Origin of the sequence: Pseudomonas sp. 8209 (assembly GCF_028682105.1) — a bacterium.
Lineage (GTDB): Bacteria > Pseudomonadota > Gammaproteobacteria > Pseudomonadales > Pseudomonadaceae > Aquipseudomonas > Aquipseudomonas palmensis.
In genome coordinates, this window is record NZ_JANIAH010000009.1 from 254,538 (window position 1) to 269,770 (window position 15,233).

At 67.4% G+C, this 15,233-nt stretch carries 17 protein-coding genes; 2 read left to right on the top strand and 15 right to left on the bottom strand.

Features of this window, described 5'->3' with window-relative positions:
* Window positions 1-12: 12 nt before the first annotated feature.
* Entirely contained in the window at window positions 13-1,287 is a 1,275-nt protein-coding gene (locus tag NP552_RS20685; RefSeq protein WP_043862525.1) for an OmpP1/FadL family transporter, read from the top strand.
* 40 nt (window positions 1,288-1,327) lie between these two features.
* On the opposite strand, the gene NP552_RS20690 is transcribed toward NP552_RS20685, so the two are convergent.
* Window positions 1,328-2,263, bottom strand: a complete 936-nt coding sequence (locus NP552_RS20690; protein WP_054914683.1) for a LysR family transcriptional regulator — start codon at window positions 2,261-2,263, stop codon at window positions 1,328-1,330.
* A gap of 113 nt (window positions 2,264-2,376) precedes the next feature.
* Here NP552_RS20690 and NP552_RS20695 point away from each other — a divergent pair, with 113 nt between their 5' ends.
* The gene (locus NP552_RS20695; RefSeq protein WP_043862527.1) at window positions 2,377-2,643 is read left to right on the top strand and encodes a DUF2798 domain-containing protein; all 267 of its coding nucleotides are present in this window, start codon (window positions 2,377-2,379) and stop codon (window positions 2,641-2,643) included.
* A gap of 7 nt (window positions 2,644-2,650) precedes the next feature.
* Here NP552_RS20695 and NP552_RS20700 read toward each other — a convergent pair whose 3' ends face one another.
* From NP552_RS20700 to cobO, 14 genes are all read right to left on the bottom strand, one after another.
* A complete protein-coding gene (locus NP552_RS20700; RefSeq protein ID WP_274097098.1) occupies window positions 2,651-3,202 on the bottom strand; it encodes a glutathione peroxidase in 552 nt (183 codons plus the stop codon).
* Window positions 3,203-3,353: 151 nt separating this feature from the next.
* Window positions 3,354-4,562 carry an MFS transporter gene (locus NP552_RS20705; RefSeq protein ID WP_043862529.1) on the bottom strand — a complete coding sequence of 403 codons (1,209 nt, stop codon included), beginning with the start codon at window positions 4,560-4,562 and terminating at the stop codon, window positions 3,354-3,356.
* 63 nt (window positions 4,563-4,625) lie between these two features.
* Window positions 4,626-5,030: a MarR family winged helix-turn-helix transcriptional regulator gene (locus NP552_RS20710; protein WP_043862530.1), complete on the bottom strand. Its 405-nt coding sequence runs from the start codon at window positions 5,028-5,030 to the stop codon at window positions 4,626-4,628.
* A gap of 40 nt (window positions 5,031-5,070) precedes the next feature.
* Window positions 5,071-6,264: a glycoside hydrolase family 5 protein gene (locus NP552_RS20715; protein ID WP_274097099.1), complete on the bottom strand. Its 1,194-nt coding sequence runs from the start codon at window positions 6,262-6,264 to the stop codon at window positions 5,071-5,073.
* A gap of 122 nt (window positions 6,265-6,386) precedes the next feature.
* Entirely contained in the window at window positions 6,387-7,115 is a 729-nt protein-coding gene (locus NP552_RS20720; RefSeq protein ID WP_274097100.1) for an adenosylcobinamide-GDP ribazoletransferase, read from the bottom strand.
* Window positions 7,115-7,684 carry an alpha-ribazole phosphatase family protein gene (cobC, locus tag NP552_RS20725; RefSeq protein WP_274097101.1) on the bottom strand — a complete coding sequence of 190 codons (570 nt, stop codon included), beginning with the start codon at window positions 7,682-7,684 and terminating at the stop codon, window positions 7,115-7,117. The genes NP552_RS20720 and cobC overlap by 1 nt, the downstream gene beginning before the upstream one ends.
* Window positions 7,681-8,736, bottom strand: coding sequence for a nicotinate-nucleotide--dimethylbenzimidazole phosphoribosyltransferase (gene cobT, locus NP552_RS20730; protein ID WP_274097102.1), 1,056 nt, complete (start codon window positions 8,734-8,736; stop codon window positions 7,681-7,683). The genes cobC and cobT overlap by 4 nt, the downstream gene beginning before the upstream one ends.
* A gap of 2 nt (window positions 8,737-8,738) precedes the next feature.
* Entirely contained in the window at window positions 8,739-9,254 is a 516-nt protein-coding gene (cobU, locus tag NP552_RS20735; protein ID WP_054914690.1) for a bifunctional adenosylcobinamide kinase/adenosylcobinamide-phosphate guanylyltransferase, read from the bottom strand.
* A 1-nt stretch (window position 9,255) separates the two neighbouring features.
* Window positions 9,256-10,710: a cobyric acid synthase gene (locus tag NP552_RS20740; RefSeq protein WP_274097103.1), complete on the bottom strand. Its 1,455-nt coding sequence runs from the start codon at window positions 10,708-10,710 to the stop codon at window positions 9,256-9,258.
* Window positions 10,707-11,699 carry a threonine-phosphate decarboxylase CobD gene (gene cobD, locus NP552_RS20745; protein ID WP_100635019.1) on the bottom strand — a complete coding sequence of 331 codons (993 nt, stop codon included), beginning with the start codon at window positions 11,697-11,699 and terminating at the stop codon, window positions 10,707-10,709. Before cobD ends, NP552_RS20740 begins: the two co-directional genes overlap by 4 nt.
* Entirely contained in the window at window positions 11,692-12,600 is a 909-nt protein-coding gene (gene cbiB / locus NP552_RS20750; protein WP_043862538.1) for an adenosylcobinamide-phosphate synthase CbiB, read from the bottom strand. The genes cobD and cbiB overlap by 8 nt, the downstream gene beginning before the upstream one ends.
* Window positions 12,600-13,247: a 5,6-dimethylbenzimidazole synthase gene (gene bluB, locus NP552_RS20755; RefSeq protein ID WP_043862539.1), complete on the bottom strand. Its 648-nt coding sequence runs from the start codon at window positions 13,245-13,247 to the stop codon at window positions 12,600-12,602. The genes cbiB and bluB overlap by 1 nt, the downstream gene beginning before the upstream one ends.
* Window positions 13,244-14,539, bottom strand: a complete 1,296-nt coding sequence (locus NP552_RS20760; protein ID WP_274097104.1) for a cobyrinate a,c-diamide synthase — start codon at window positions 14,537-14,539, stop codon at window positions 13,244-13,246. The genes bluB and NP552_RS20760 overlap by 4 nt, the downstream gene beginning before the upstream one ends.
* Window positions 14,536-15,147, bottom strand: a complete 612-nt coding sequence (gene cobO, locus NP552_RS20765; RefSeq protein WP_054914693.1) for a cob(I)yrinic acid a,c-diamide adenosyltransferase — start codon at window positions 15,145-15,147, stop codon at window positions 14,536-14,538. The genes NP552_RS20760 and cobO overlap by 4 nt, the downstream gene beginning before the upstream one ends.
* Window positions 15,148-15,233 lie beyond the last annotated feature (86 nt).

A 15,233-nucleotide genomic window follows, 5' to 3' on the forward strand; every position in this document is an offset into this window, starting at 1 on the left:
GGAGTTCTAATAATGAAAAAAGTAATACTCAAATCCTCACTCGGCCTCGCTGTCGCTTTCGCATCAACTCAACTCTTCGCCAGCGGTTTTGCCCTCAACGAGCAAAGCATCAGCGGCATGGGCACAGGTTTCGCGGGTCGTTCTTCTTCTGCCGATGACGCCAGCACCGTGTTTGGCAACCCTGCCGGCATGTCCCGCCTCAAACGCGAACAAGTGACCGTCGGCGGCGCGGCCATCATTGCCAAGTCCGACATCAAGGGCAGCGGCACCTTCGGCGGCAGCAACGACGGCGACATGGTCCCCGTGGTTGGCGTACCGATGGGCTACTACGTCAAGCCGATCGATGACCACTGGGCATTCGGCTTCGGGGTCTACGTGCCTTTCGGCCTGATCACCGACTACGAGCACGGCTTTGCCGGCCGCTACTTCGGCAGCAAGAGCGAAGTTCAGGTCGTGACCCTGCAACCGACCATCAGCTACGCCTTCAACGACAAGGTCTCGATCGGTTTCGGCCCGACCATCAACCGTATCGACGGCACCCTGGAGTCCGCCGCGCTGAACCGCGCCACCCCAGGCAGCAACGACGGCAAGGTCAAGATCACCGGTGACGACACCGCCGTCGGCTACAACATCGGCGTGATGGTGCAGGCCACCGACAGAACCCGCGTCGGCCTGACCTACCACTCGATGGTCGACTACAAGCTCAAGGGCGACACCAAGATCAGCGGCCCGGGCTTCGGCCCGTTCAGCGGCAGCAAGTTCGACGCCTCGCTGAAGATCAAGACCCCCGAGTCGGTCGACTTCTCGGTCACCCACGAACTGGATGACAACTGGACCCTGTACGCGGGCAGCACCTGGACCCGCTGGAGCCGCCTGGAGTCCATCGTGGTCAACAACGAGGGCACCGGGCCACTGGCACCGGCACTGGGCCAGATCGCCGAAGAACAGAACTGGCACGACACCTGGGCCCACGCCATCGGCGCTGCCTACAAGCTGAACAAGGAATGGACCCTGCGCGCCGGCTTCTCCGTCGACCAGTCGCCAGCCAACAACCAGAACCGTTCGCCACGCATCCCAACCGGCGACCGCAAGGTGTTCAGCCTGGGCGCCGGCTGGAACCCGAGCGACGACATGACCATCGACGTGGCCTACTCGTACCTGATGGAAGAAGACGTCAAGATTCACCAGAGCACCGCCATCACCGACCCTTCGTTCAAGGGCTCGTACAACGCTAAGTACGAAAACAGTGCACACGGCCTGGGTGCTTCGCTGACCTACCGCTTCTGATCGCTGTTGCATGAAAAAACCGCCTTCCAAAGGCGGTTTTTTATGCCCGTGCGCGCACGCGCCAGGCCTGCGCCAGGCAGTCCTCCACATACGCCATGAAGGCCCGCACCTTGGGCGTCAGCGCCGAGCGGTCGGCCACGCACAGGTAGATGTCCATGGGCGAGGTCTGTGCATAGGCCTGGTGGGGTTGGGCATATTCGAACAGCGGCACCAGTTGCCCGTTCTCCAGGTAAGGCCGCGCCACGAACTCGGCCAGGCGCACGATCCCACCCCCCATCACCGCCATCTGCGCCAGCACGTCGATGTCATCGCTGATCGACACATCCCCGAACTCGGCATCGAAACGCAGGCCGTCACGCACAAAGCCCCACCGCAGAAAGCGGCCGTCCACCGGGTAACGGAACACCAGGCAGCGATGCCCCTTCAAGGCTTCCGGGGTGCCGGGCCGGCCGGCACGCTCCAGGTAGGCAGGCGCTGCGCAACAGATGAACGGGATCTGGGCAACGTGCCGCGCCAGCAGGCCGTCTTCCAGCTGGGGGGTGATGCGCACACTCACGTCAATCGACTCGCGCGCGTGGTCCACACGCCGGTCGCTCGTAAGCAATTCAATTGAAAGCTGCGGATAGCGCAGGTTGAATGCCGGCATCAGGGGCGCCAGCACATAGCGCGCGAAGGCCGAAGAAGAGGAGATGCACAACCGGCCCTGGGGTTCGCCGTCATCGGCCGTGACGGCCAGCTGCGCCAGTTCCAGATCACGCTCCACATGCCTGACCTTGTCGTAATAGGCGCGACCATTGGGCGTCAACGCCATGCTGCGGGTGGTGCGGGCCAGCAGGCGCACTTGCAGATGGGCTTCCAGGCGCGCGATGTTCTGGCTCACTGCGGCGGCGCTCAAGCCCAGGGTGCGGGCCCCACCGGCGATGCTGCCAGCCTCGACCACCTTGATGAAACTGCGTATCGAGCCCAACAGGTTCACGGCCAAACTCCAGGATTCGTAAGGTTCTCTTTATAAAGACCTAAGCTGGCGTCGTCTACCTCGTACCCTGGCAGCCTGCTAGTCTGGCGCCTCCCCTACCCTCAGGAGCCTGCATGACCAGCCAGACCCGCCCTCGCCCACGCCTGAAACTCGGCGTACGCGCCACCCCCTACGTATTCGCGTTCTACATGTCGTCGATCATGGCGCTGCTGATGTGCTTCGTGATCACCGCCGCCAACAGCGGCGTCGGCGAGCATTACCTGGCCAATGTGCTCAAGGCCTACCAACTGGCCATGCCGGTGGCCTTCGCCTGCGTGCTGGTGGTACGGCCGATCGTGCTCAAGCTGGTGGCCTGGACCGTCCACCCGGGCAAGGCCTGAGCCCACCTCAGGGCTGCGAGGCGATGGCCTTCTCAATGGCAGCCCTGAACGCCGGGTCGTCCGGCTTGGTCAGGCTGGAGAAGCTGGCCACCACCTTGCCCTGGCGATCGACCACATACTTGTAGAAATTCCACCTGGGCGCATTGCTCTGCCTGGCCAGCTCGCGAAACAGCGGCGTGGCGTCGTCGCCGCGCACCTTCTGTGGCTCGGTCATGGTGAAGGTCACGCCGTAGTTGGCATAGCACACCTTGGCGGTCTTCTCGCTGTCGGCGTCTTCCTGCTTGAAGTCGTTGGACGGCACCCCGAGCATTTCCAGGCCCTGCTCGTGATAAGCCTTGTAGGTGCTCTCGAGCCCTTCGAATTGCGGCGCGAAGCCGCAATAGCTGGCGGTGTTGATCACCACCAGCGGCTTGCCGGCGAAGCGCTCGCACAGGTTCACCTGTTCCTTGGCGCGCAGCTTGGGCAACTCGCCCTGCAGCAAGGCCGGGCAGTCGGCGGCCAGCACGGCCCCCGAACCGGCCAGGATCAATAGCGGTACCAACAGCCAGCGTGCGTACATGGTGCGTCTCCCTTGCCTGAGTGCAGGGGTTCAGCTTACGCCTAGCACACGCCCATGCCCAACTGCATCAGCGCCAGACCGCCCTGGTGCCAGCCCCACCACACCAGCGCCAGCACCAGGCCAGCCAGCACCAACGCTACCAGGCGCGCGGTCATGCCGCCTCCGGCCGCGCCTGCAGCCGCGCCACCGGGCGCTCGCGCACCGGCCAGTTGAGCGCGGCAGCCAGCAGGCTGAGCAGGATCGAGATCTGCCACACCAGGTCATAGTTGCCGGTACGGTCGTACACCACACCGCCCAGCCAGCCGCCCAGGAATGCGCCCAACTGATGGAACAGAAAGACGATGCCGCCCAGCATGGACAGGTTGCGCACCCCGAACAGGGTGGCGACGGTGCCGTTGGTCAGCGGCACCGTCGACAGCCACAGCAGGCCCATGGCGATACCGAACAGGTAGGCGCTGAACTGGGTCACCGGCGCCCACAGGAACAGCACGATCACCACCGCCCGCAGCAGGTACAGGGTGGTCAACAGGCGCGGCTTGGACATGCGCCCGCCCAGCCAGCCGGCGGTGTAGGTGCCGACGATATTGAACAGCCCGACCAGTGCCAGCACCGTGGTGCCGATGGTGGCCGGCAGGTGCTGGTCGACCAGGTAGGCCGGCAGGTGCACGCCGATGAACACCACCTGGAAACCGCACACGAAAAAGCCCAGCGCCAGCAACCAGAAGCCCGAGTGCGAACAGGCTTCGCGCAGCGCCTGCATCAGGGTCTGTTCGTGCCCCTGGCTGGGCAGCGGGTTATCGCGCAGCATGCCCACCAGCGGCACGATGAAGGCCACCAGCAGGCCCAGCACCAGCAATGCCGCCGACCAGCCCAGCCAGCCGATCAGGCCCAGGGTGCCCGGCAGCATCGCGAACTGGCCGAAGGAGCCTGCGGCGCTGGCGATGCCCATGGCCATGCTGCGCTTGTCTGCCGGCACGGCACGTCCTACCACACCCAGGATCACCGAGAACGAGGTGCCCGACAGGCCGATGCCGATCAGCAGCCCGGCACTGAGCGACAGTGACCACGCCGAGTCCGCCATGCCCATCATCACCAGCCCCACGGCGTAGAGAATGCCGCCGATGATCACCACCTTGGCCGCGCCCAGGCGATCGGCCAGGGCACCGGCAAACGGCTGGGCCAGGCCCCAGATCAGGTTCTGCAAGGCGATGGCGAAGGCGAACACTTCTCGCCCCCAGCCGAATTCGGCGCTCATCGGCGCCAGGAACAGGCCGAAGCCATGCCGCACCCCCAGCGACAATGCCAGGATCAGCGCCGCCCCCAACAGCACCCAACCGCTCGTGCGCCATACCGATGTCATTCTTGTTCTCCCAGACCGCCGCAAGGTTACACGGGTATATACCCGCTTATTGGTGTAATACGCTCAAGCCAACTGTTCCAACAGGCGCACCAGTTCATCGCGCTGCCCTTCGCCCAGGTTGCTCACCAGGGCATCCTGGGCCTGCTCCCAGGCAGGCGTGGCGGCCACCAGGCGCGCCAGGCCCTTCTCCGTCAGCAGTACGATGCGGTTGCGCAAGTCGACACCTTCGGCCAACGCCACCAGGCCGTCGGCTTCCAGCACCCGCACGTTGCGACCCAGCGTGCTGCGATCCAGGCCCATGGACTCGGCCAGCACCGAGATGCTGGGCTGATCGAGGCGCTGCAGATGCCGCAGCAGGGAAAACTGGGCGACATTGATGCCGAAGCCCACAAGGGCTTCGTCATAGTGCCGGCTGACCCCACGGGCGGCCCGGCGCAGATGAGTACAGATGCAATGGCTCTTCAACATAGATGCGTGTATATACCCGTAGTTATCAGGATGCAAGCGTTCAGTGGGGTGCGCCATTGAGGGCAAGGCGTTTTCGAATCGGTTCCAACAGGCTGGAGGGCGTGCGCTTGAGCGGGTCCGGCAGGCCCTTTTCGATCGCCTGCCAATAAGCCCACGGCACTTTGGCGCTGCCCAGCTCATAGTCCATCCCGTCCCAGCTGTCTTCGCGAAAGCTGTAGAAGGCCCAGTGCACCTGCTGGCGATCGAGGGTGCCCAGTACATCCTCCAGATAGGTGGTACAGCCTGCCCAGCGGCGCATGCAGCCGAACTCGCCGGCCACCAGGCGATTGGCCGGCACCGCGTGCCTGCCGGCCCAGTCCAGCGGGCGCTGCAGACACTGCTGCACCCGGGCCTTGTTCCATTGCGCAACGCTGCCGCCAAAGGGCGCGGGCCCAGGGTAGGCATAGGGCGTGGCGCGCTCCAGGTTGGGCGCGCTGGTGGCCGCGTAGGGTTCGTACATGTGAAAGCTGTAGAGCAGGCGCTGGTCGTCGAGCGCGCCAGGCCAGTACTCGAAGGCATCGGCCGCGGCGTACCAGCCGGCATCGAGCATGATCGGGGTGAGTGGATCGACTTCGCGTATCGCCGCCACCAACTGGCGATACAGCGCCGGCAGGTCGCGGGTGCTGCCCTGCTGCTGTCGGTACCAGGCGCGCATCTGCTCGGCGCTGGCGTGCTCGGCCAGGCCGCCGAGTTTCTCGGGCGCCGGTTCGTTGATCAGGTTGTAGGCCGCCACCGCCGGATGGTCCTTGAGCGCCCGCGCCAGGTCACGCCAGAAGTCGGCGGCCTGGGCCCAGTAGGCCTTGTCCTGCCAGAGCCGGTCATCGAACTGGCCGGCGTTGTTCTGTGCCCAGCGCATGCCGGGCAGTGAGAGGGGCGTGATAACGACCTTGAGGCCTGCGGCGTGCGCGCGGTCCAGGGTGGCCTTGAGCGTGGCAAGGTCGGCGGCCGGCAGCCCTTGGTAGGTATCGGCATTACCGAGCAGAAAATCACGCTGCGCCGCTTGCCACTTGTCATAGGACAACCGCACCCAGCTCGCCCCGTAGCCGTGCAGCGCCTCGAAGTAGGCCTGGTCGGGCGGCAGGCGGTTGAAGCTGTTGCCGCCATGGCGCGGCGTGTTCCAGAAGTCGATCAGGTCGGCGGCGTGGGCCGGCAGGGACGAACAGGCGATAAGGCAGGCCAGCAGTTGGTTGCGCATCGGGGCACCCCGCAAAGACAGAGGGACGTAAGGCTAGCGCTTGCGAAGGCTGACCACGTGCTGCATTCAGTTGCAAAACACTACGGATTCATGACCGCAGCGAAGAGCTCCTGACAGCCCCTTCAGAGTGCCAGGCTTACCACCACCGCCAGCTCCAGCAGCTCCAGCAACGCCCCTGCTGTATCCCCGGTGGTGCCCCCCAGGCGCTTGAGCATCACCTGGCGCAGCAGCGCGAACACCAGCAGCGCCACGCCCACGGCCAGGATACCGTTCCATCCCGCCAGCACCAGGCACCCCAAACCGGTCGCCAGCAACACGGCTTTGGCTTCGCCACGCGGCAGATGCTCGGCCAGCGCCTGTCCCAGGCCGCCTGCGCGAACATACGGCGTGCACAGGAACAACCCCAGCATCGCCGCCCGCCCCAGTACCGGTGCCAGTAGCAGGCCCACCGCCTGCCCGCTGTCGACCAGCGCGAGCAACGCGCAGAACTTGAGCAGCAGCACCAGTACCAGCGCCACCACCGCAATCGGCCCGCTGCGCGGGTCCTTCATGATCGTCAGGGTGCGTTCGCGGTCGCCGAACCCGCCCAGCCAGGCATCGGCGCTGTCGGCCAGGCCATCCAGGTGCAACGCACCGCTCAACCACACCCAGATGCACAGCAGCAGGGCCGCCTGCAGCATCGGCGGGCTGTCCGCCAGCAGCGCGCTGGCCGCCCACAGCACCCCGCCGAACAACAGCCCCACCAGCGGGTAGCACAGCAGGGAGCGCCCCATCTGCTCGGGCGCGGGCATGCCCGCCAGGCGCACCGGCAGGCTGCTGAGAAACTGCAGGGCAATCCAGAACGCCTGCATCAGGCGATTTCCGCGAAACGACCGTCGGCCGCGCAATGCAGACGGTGCACCGCGCCGTGCCCGACCACCACCTGCAGCAGCTGCTCGCGCGGCAGGCCGCGGGCACGGGCCAGCAGCAGGCGCATCACGCCGCCGTGGGTCACCAGCAGCACGCGCTCGCCGGCGTGGGCCTGATACGCCCGCGCCATGGCCGCCAGCACCCGCTCGGCAAACGCCGTGACCGGCTCGCCACCCGGCGGCGTGAAGGCATAAGGGTCGGCCCAGAACAGCCCCAGGCCCTGTTCGTCGGTAAGCATGAGGTCGGCGGTGCTGCGCCCCTCCCAGTCGCCGAAGTGCAGCTCCTGCAGGCCGGCCTCCAGTTGCATGGGCACGCCCGCCTGACCGGCAAGTTCTTCGGCGAATCGCGCGCAGCGTTGCAGCGGCGAGCTGATGATCCGCGTCCACGGCCCGCCCTCGACCACAGCCGCACGCATCTGCGCCCAGCCAAGTTCGGTCAGCGCGTCGTCCAGGCTGCCGCGCAGCCCACCGCCCAGTTCGGTTTCACCATGACGCAGCAGGTCGACGATCATGTATCGCGGTCCGCCACCGCCGCCTCGGCGAAGGTCGCCATCTGCCCGTGCAGGTCGCAGGCCATGCGCAGCAGCGGTACCGCCAGCGCCGCCCCGCTGCCCTCGCCCAGGCGCAGGCCCAGCTCCAGCAGCGGTTGCGCCTGCAACGCTTCGAGCACCCGCTGGTGCCCGGGCTCGGCGCCGCGATGACCGAACAGCAGCCAGGCCCGGCAACCGGGGTTGATGCGCGTTGCAACCAGCGCCGCCACGGTGCAGATAAAACCGTCCACCAGCACCACGATGCCTTGCTGCGCGCACGCCAGGTACGCCCCCACCAGCGCGGCAATCTCGAAGCCGCCAAAGCACAACAGCTGCTCCAATGGGTCGTCGGCCAGCGCCGCGTGGGTGAGCAGCGCGCGTTCGATCACGCGGGTCTTGTGTTCGACACCGGCAGCATTCAGGCCAGTGCCGGGGCCGGTCAGCTCGCCAGGGGTGCATTTGAGCAATGCACTGGCCACCGCACTGGCAGAGGCCGTGTTGCCGATGCCCATTTCGCCGCCGATGAACAGTTGCGCCCCGGCATCACGCGCACGCAAGGCGCTCTCGCGCCCGGCCTGCAGCGCCAGGCGCCCCTGCTCGGTGGTCATTGCCGACACCTGGGCGAAGTTGGCGGTGCCCGCCCCGATGCGCAGATGGCGTACACCGGCAAGTTCCAGGGTCAGGTCGACCGTCCCCAGGTCGACCACCTCCAGCTGCGCACCCAACTGGCGGGCCAGCACGCTGATGGCTGCGCCGCCGCCGACGAAGTTCTGCAGCATCTGCCGGGTGACCACCTGCGGATAGGCCGAAACCCCCTCGGCCACCACGCCGTGATCGCCCGCGAAAATCGCGATCCATACCTGCCGCACGCCAGGCTTGAGCTTGCCCTGCAAGCCGGCCAGCTCCACCGCAACCTGCTCCAGCCGGCCCAGTGAGCCGGCTGGCTTGGTCAGCTCGCGCTGGCGCTCCAGCGCCTGTTCGCGCACAGCCAGGTTGATCGGCTGACACGCGTTCTGCCACCAGTTTTGACTCATGTTCAGGCTCCCTTGAGCGTAAGTGGCAGGCCGGCAACGGTCAGCACCACGTGCTGGCAACGTTCGGCAATGGCCTGATGCAGCCAGCCGGCTTCATCGACGTAACGACGGGTCAGCTCGCCCATGGGCACCACGCCCAGGCCGGTCTCGTTGCTGACCAGGATGATTTCACCCGGCAACTGCGCCAGGCAGTCCAGCAGTGCATCGCGCTCGGCGGCCAGGCGCTCGGGGTCTTCGAGCATCAGCAGGTTGGTCAGCCACAGGGTCAGGCAGTCCACCAGCAGGCAACGCTCGGGCGCGGCGGTTTCGCGCAGCACCCGCGCCAGCGCCAGCGGCTCCTCGATCAGCGCCCACTCGGCAGGGCGACGCGCACGGTGCAGTTGCACGCGGGCATTCATTTCACCGTCCAGCGGCTCGCTGGTGGCGATATAGGTCACCGCCAGCGCGCTGTCGACGGCGTATTGTTCGGCCAGGCGGCTCTTGCCCGATCGGGCGCCGCCAAGAATCAGCTTGAGCATGTCAGTCCAGCCCGCAGAGTTGACGAAGCCGGGCGCCGTCCAGGTGCGTGTCCACCAGGTCGGCCAGGCGTTCGATATCCAGTTCACGCAGAGCATGGTAGTCCACCTGCTGCACATCGTTCAGGCCAGCCCAGCGCAGCAGCGCCGTGCACGAATGCGGCGACTCGAACAGGCCGTGCAGGTAGGTGGCCAGGATCTGCCCGTCGGCGCTGACCGCGCCATCGCTGCGACCGTCGGCCAACTGTACGGCAGGCTGCCCCAGCGCCGGCCCGCGGGTGACCCCGGCATGGATCTCGTAGCCACTGACGGGCGCCTGCTCCAGGTTCAGCGTGCCGCTGACATTGCGCAGCTGCTTCTCGGCCTCCAGCTGCGTGCTGTAGTCCAGCCAGCCCAGGCCCGCACTGCTGCCTGCGGCGCCTTCCAGGCCCAGTGGGTCATGCACGTGGGTCCCGAGCATCTGCAGGCCACCACAGATGCCCAGAAGTTTGCCGCCGTAGCGCAGGTGGCGGGCTATCGCCTCCTCCCAGCCGCGCTCGCGCAGGTGCGCCAGGTCGCTGCGTACGCTCTTGGAGCCCGGCAGGATGATCAGGTCGGCCGGCGGTATCGCGTCGCCCGGCCCGATGAACTGCAGATCCACCTGCGGATGCAGGCGCAGCGGATCGAAGTCGGTATGGTTGCTGATGCGCGGCAGCACCGGCACGATCACCTTGAGCACCTGCGCGGCTTTCTGGCCCTGGCGCCGGTCCAGGCCATCCTCGGCTTCCAGATGCAGGTCCAGCACATACGGCAGCACGCCCAGCACCGGCTTGCCGGTACGCGCCTCGAGCCAGTCCAGGCCGGGCTGCAGCAGGGCGATGTCGCCACGAAAGCGGTTGATCACGAAGCCCTTGACCCGCGCCTGCTCGCTGGGCGACAGCAGCTCCAGGGTGCCGACCAGGTGTGCGAACACCCCGCCGCGGTTGATATCGGCGATCAGGATCACCGGGCAGTCGACCGCCTCGGCAAACCCCATGTTGGCGATGTCCCCGGCCCGCAGGTTGATTTCGGCCGGCGAGCCCGCGCCCTCCACCATCACCACCGGGTAGGCGTCGCTCAGGCGCTGGTGCGAGGCCAGTACCGCCTGCATGGCGATGGCCTTGTAGTCGTGATAGGCCACCGCGTTCATGCTGGTGACCGCGCGGCCATGCACGATCACCTGGGCTCCGGTCTCGCTGTTGGGCTTGAGCAGTACCGGGTTCATGTCGGTGTGCGGCGCCAGCCCGGCGGCCTGGGCCTGCACCGCCTGGGCGCGGCCGATTTCGCCGCCGTCGGCCGTCACCGCACTGTTGAGTGCCATGTTCTGCGGCTTGAACGGCACGACACCCACGCCCTGGCGCGCCAGCCAGCGGCACAGCGCGGTCACCAGGGTGCTCTTGCCGGCATCGGAGGTGGTGCCTTGCACCATCAGGGTGGTCATGGGTGTTCCTTGCGGTAGTCGTCCAGCGCCTGGACCAGGCGCTGCCAATCGGTGTCGGTGGCCGGCAGGCCGAAACGCAGGCTGCCCAGGTGTTCGAACAGGCGCAGCAGGATGCCGCGCCGCGCCATGAACTGGTGCAACTGCGCGGCGTGGGCAAGCTCCAGGTACTGGAACAGGTCGCAGCCGCCAGCCGGCGTGAAGCCGGCAGCATCGAGTACCTGCGCCAGGCGTGTGCTGGCCTCGGCGCAGCGGGTGATCTGGCGCTGCTGGGCGCCATGGTCGAGCAGGCAGGCCTGGCCCAGCACCCGCGTGGGCCCGGCGATCGACCAGGGCCCCAGTTGTTCGGCCAGCAGCTGCAGCAGTTGGCGTTCGGCCAGCACGAAGCCCAGGCGTACACCGGCCAGGCCGAAGAACTTGCCGAACGAGCGCAGTACGATCAGCCCGTTGCGCCAGGTTTCGGCGGCGATGCTGTGTTGCGGGGTGTTGTCCATGAACGCTTCATCCACCACCAGCCAGCCACCGCGCTGGGCCAGGCGGGCGTGCCAGCCCAGCAGGCGCTCGGCGCTCAACAGGCGCCCGGTGGGGTTGTTGGGGTTGACCACCACCAGCACATCGAGGCTGTCGAGAAAGAACTCCACCTCGGCCTCGCCGACTTCACGCACGCGGTGCCCGGCGCGCCGCCAGCCCTCGGCATGTTCGGCGTAGCACGGCGACAGCACACCGACCTTGCCACTGCGACGCAAGCGCGGCAGGGCCTGGATGGCGGCCTGGGACCCGGCCACCGGCAGCAGTTGCGGCACGCCGTAGTACTCGCGGGCCGCCTGCTCCAGGCCATCGTCGGTTTCGGGCAGGCGTGCCCAGGCGCGCAACGGGATCTCGGGGATCGCGAAGGGCCACGGCGCGATGCCGCTGGACAGGTCGACCCAGTCCTGCACTGCGATGCCGTACTCCAGCACCGCCCGTTGCAAACGACCACCGTGTTCAAGCATAGAATTGCGCCCCCACGCACAACAGCAGCAACCACAACCACACGCCCTTGCACACCAGTTGCCAACCACGCTCGATGGCGTCAGCATCGGCCGGCGGGCCTTCGCCCAGTTGCGGGCGCTGGTGCAGCTCGCCGTGGTACACCGCCGCGCCGCCCAGCTCGACACCCAGCGCACCGGCGCCAGCTGCCATCACCGGGCCGGCGTTGGGGCTGTCCCACAACGGCGCCTGACGGCGCCAGCAGCTCAGTGCCAGGCGCGTCCTGCCCAGCACCGCGTAGGTCAGGGCCACCAGCCGCGCCGGAATATAGTTGAGCAGATCGTCGATGCGCGCTGCGGCCCAGCCAAAGCGCTCGAAGCGCTCGTTGCGATAGCCCCACATGGCATCCAGGGTATTGCTCAGGCGATACAGCACCACACCTGGCGCCCCCGCCACCACGAACCAGAACAGGGCGGCGAACACTGCATCGCTACCGTTCTCCAGCACCGATTCGGTGGCGGCACGCGCCACGGCGGTGTCATCCAGTTCGCCGGTTTCACGGCTGACCAGGTAGCCCACGCGGCGGCGCGCTTCGTCCAGGTCGCCGCCACGCAGCGCCTCGGCCACGGGCCGTACATGCTCACCAAGGCTGCGCAGGCCCAGCGCGCAGTACAGCGCCAGTATCTCCACCAGCCAGCCGATGTAGGGCAGCCACGACAGCACAGTCACCAGCAAAGTCAGGGGCACCACCGCCAGAAACCACGCGGTGACGCCATGGCTGCGCCAGCCACGACCGCCGGCATTGAAGCGTTGTTCCAGGCGTCCGGCATAACGGCCGAACGCGACCAGCGGGTGCGCACGCCGGGGCTCGCCCAGCAAGGCATCCAGCGCCACCCCGGCCACACTCAGCAAGGCCACACTCATCAACGCTCTCCCCAATGGTTTTCGTAGAGCATCTCGCTCAATGGCCGCTCGCGGGCCCAGCCTTCGAGCACCAGCATGGGCGCCTCGTAGAACGCCTCGACCGGGCCCAGGCACAGTACCGCCAGCGGTTTGGCACCGGCCGGCATGCCCAGCAGGTCGGCCAGTGCCTGCGGTTCGAACAGCGACACCCAGCCCATGCCCAGGCCCTCGGCACGGGCCGCCAGCCACAGGTTCTGGATGGCGCACGACAGCGAGGCCAGGTCCATTTCCGGCAAGGTGCGACGGCCGAAGATGTGCGCCTCGCGCCCGTCCATCAGCGCCGCCACCAGCACCTCGGCGCAATCGTTGATGCCCTCGACCTTGAGCCGCATGAAATCGTCAGAACGCTGCCCCAGTGCCTCGGCGGTGCGCACCCGCTCCTGCTCCACCAGCGCCTGGATCTGCTGGCGCAGCTCGCGACGGGTGATGCGGATGAAACGCCAGGGCTGCATCAGGCCCACGCTCGGGGCCTGGTGCGCCGCCTGCAGCAGGCGTGCCAGCAGCTCGGGGGCCACCTCGCCGCCGCTGAAATGGCGCATGTCGCGGCGCTCGCCGATGGCGCGGTAGACCGCCGCGCGCTCGGCGTCGTTGAAGGCCTGGTCGCTCATGGTGCCAGCAGCGCCGCCAGCGCAGACGGGTTGGACGGGAAGTAGAAATGCACATACGAGGCCGTCAGCCGGCCGCAACGGTACACCGCCTCGGCGCCGCGCCCGCCGTTGGGGCTTTGCCCGCGGGCGATGGGTTCGAGCGCGGTGCTGGTCAGCGAATGGTGATAGGTATGCCCGCGCAGGGTGCCCTCGGGCAGCTCTACCGCTTGCAGGGCCAGGGCCGCCAGGCGCTTCTGCATCACCGCCTCGCCCGGCAGCAGGCCGGCCAGTTCGGCCCGTTCGCCGGCCACATCGGTCAGTGCATCGAGCAGGTAGAGCATGCCGCCGCATTCGGCCAGCAAGGGCTTGCCGGCCTGGTGATGGGCCCGGATCGCCGCCAGCATCGGCGTGTTGGCGGCCAGCGCATGGTGGTGCAGCTCAGGGTAGCCGCCGGGCAGGTACAGGCTGTCGCAGTCTGGCAGCAGGCGGTCGTGGATCGGCGAGAAGAAGCTCAGCTGTGCGCCCATCTCGCGCAACAGGTCCAGGCTGGCGCCATAGGTGAATGCGAAGGCTTCGTCGCGCGCCACGCCGATCCGCACGCCGGCCAGCAGTGGCTCGATGCTGCGCGACTGCGGCGCATCGAAGGCCACCGCCGGCGGCAGGGCCGACTCGCAGCTGTCGCCCAGGGCGTTGGCGGCGGCGTCCAGGCGCAGGTCCAGGTCGGTCAGTTCACTGGCCTGCACCAGGCCCAGGTGGCGGCTGGGCAGTTCGATGCCGGTTTCCCGCGACAGCCCGCCGTACCAGCGCAGGCCTTCGGTCAGGCTGCCTTCGAGCAGTTGCGCGTGACGCAGCGAGCCCACCCGGTTGGCCAGCACGCCGGCAAACGGCAGGTCGGGCTGGTAGCGCGCCAGGCCCAGGGCCAGCGCGCCGAAGGTCTGGGCCATGGCCGTGCCGTCGATCACCGCCAGCACCGGCACGCCGAAATGCCGCGCCAGGTCGGCGCTGGACGGCGTACCGTCGAACAGCCCCATCACCCCTTCGATCAGGATCAGGTCGGCGTCGGCGGCGGCTTCCCACAGCAGGCGCCGGCTTTCCTCGGCGCCGACCATCCACAGGTCCAGCTGGTACACCGGTGCGCCACTGGCGCGCTCCAGAATCATCGGGTCGAGAAAGTCCGGGCCACACTTGAACACCCGGACCTTGCGCCCCTGGTTGCGGTGCAGGCGCGCCAGTGCGGCCGTCACCGTGGTCTTGCCCTGGCCAGATGCAGGTGCCGCGATCAGCACCGCCGGGCAATGACGGGTTTGCCTCATAGTTCCACGCCCTTCTGGGCACGGATGCCGGCCTGGAAGGCGTGCTTGACCATGCCCATCTCGGTCACGGTGTCGGCCAGCTCGATCATCTCGGGCTTGGCGCCGCGGCCGGTGACGATCACATGCTGCATCGGTGGGCGTGCCTGCAGGTCGCCGAGCACCTGATCGAGGTCGAGGTAGCCGTGCTTGAGGGCGATGTTGAGCTCATCGAGCACTACAAAACCGATGGCCGGGTCCTGCAGCAACTGGCGCGAAACCGCCCAGGCAGCCTCGGCGGCGGCGATGTCGCGCTGGCGGTCCTGGGTTTCCCAGGTAAAGCCCTCGCCCATCACGTGGTAGCGCACCTGTTCGGGGAAGCGGCGGAAGAACAGCTCCTCGCCGGTGCTGTTGCGGCCCTTGATGAACTGCACCACGCCACATTGCATGCCGTGGCCCAGGGCCCGCGCCAGCATGCCGAAGGCCGAGCTGCTCTTGCCCTTGCCGTTGCCGCTGAGTACCAGCAGCAGGCCGCATTCATTGGGCGAGTTGGCAATTCGTTCGTCGATTACCGCTTTTTTGCGCAGCATGCGCGCCAGATGGCGTTCGTCGCGATCGGTGGTGTCGGTCATCGGAGGCTCCGTGGGCAACTGGCGCGCACAGGGACCGGGGGGATCGAGTCGGCGCGACAGCAGGTTGGCGATGGCACACGGAAAAC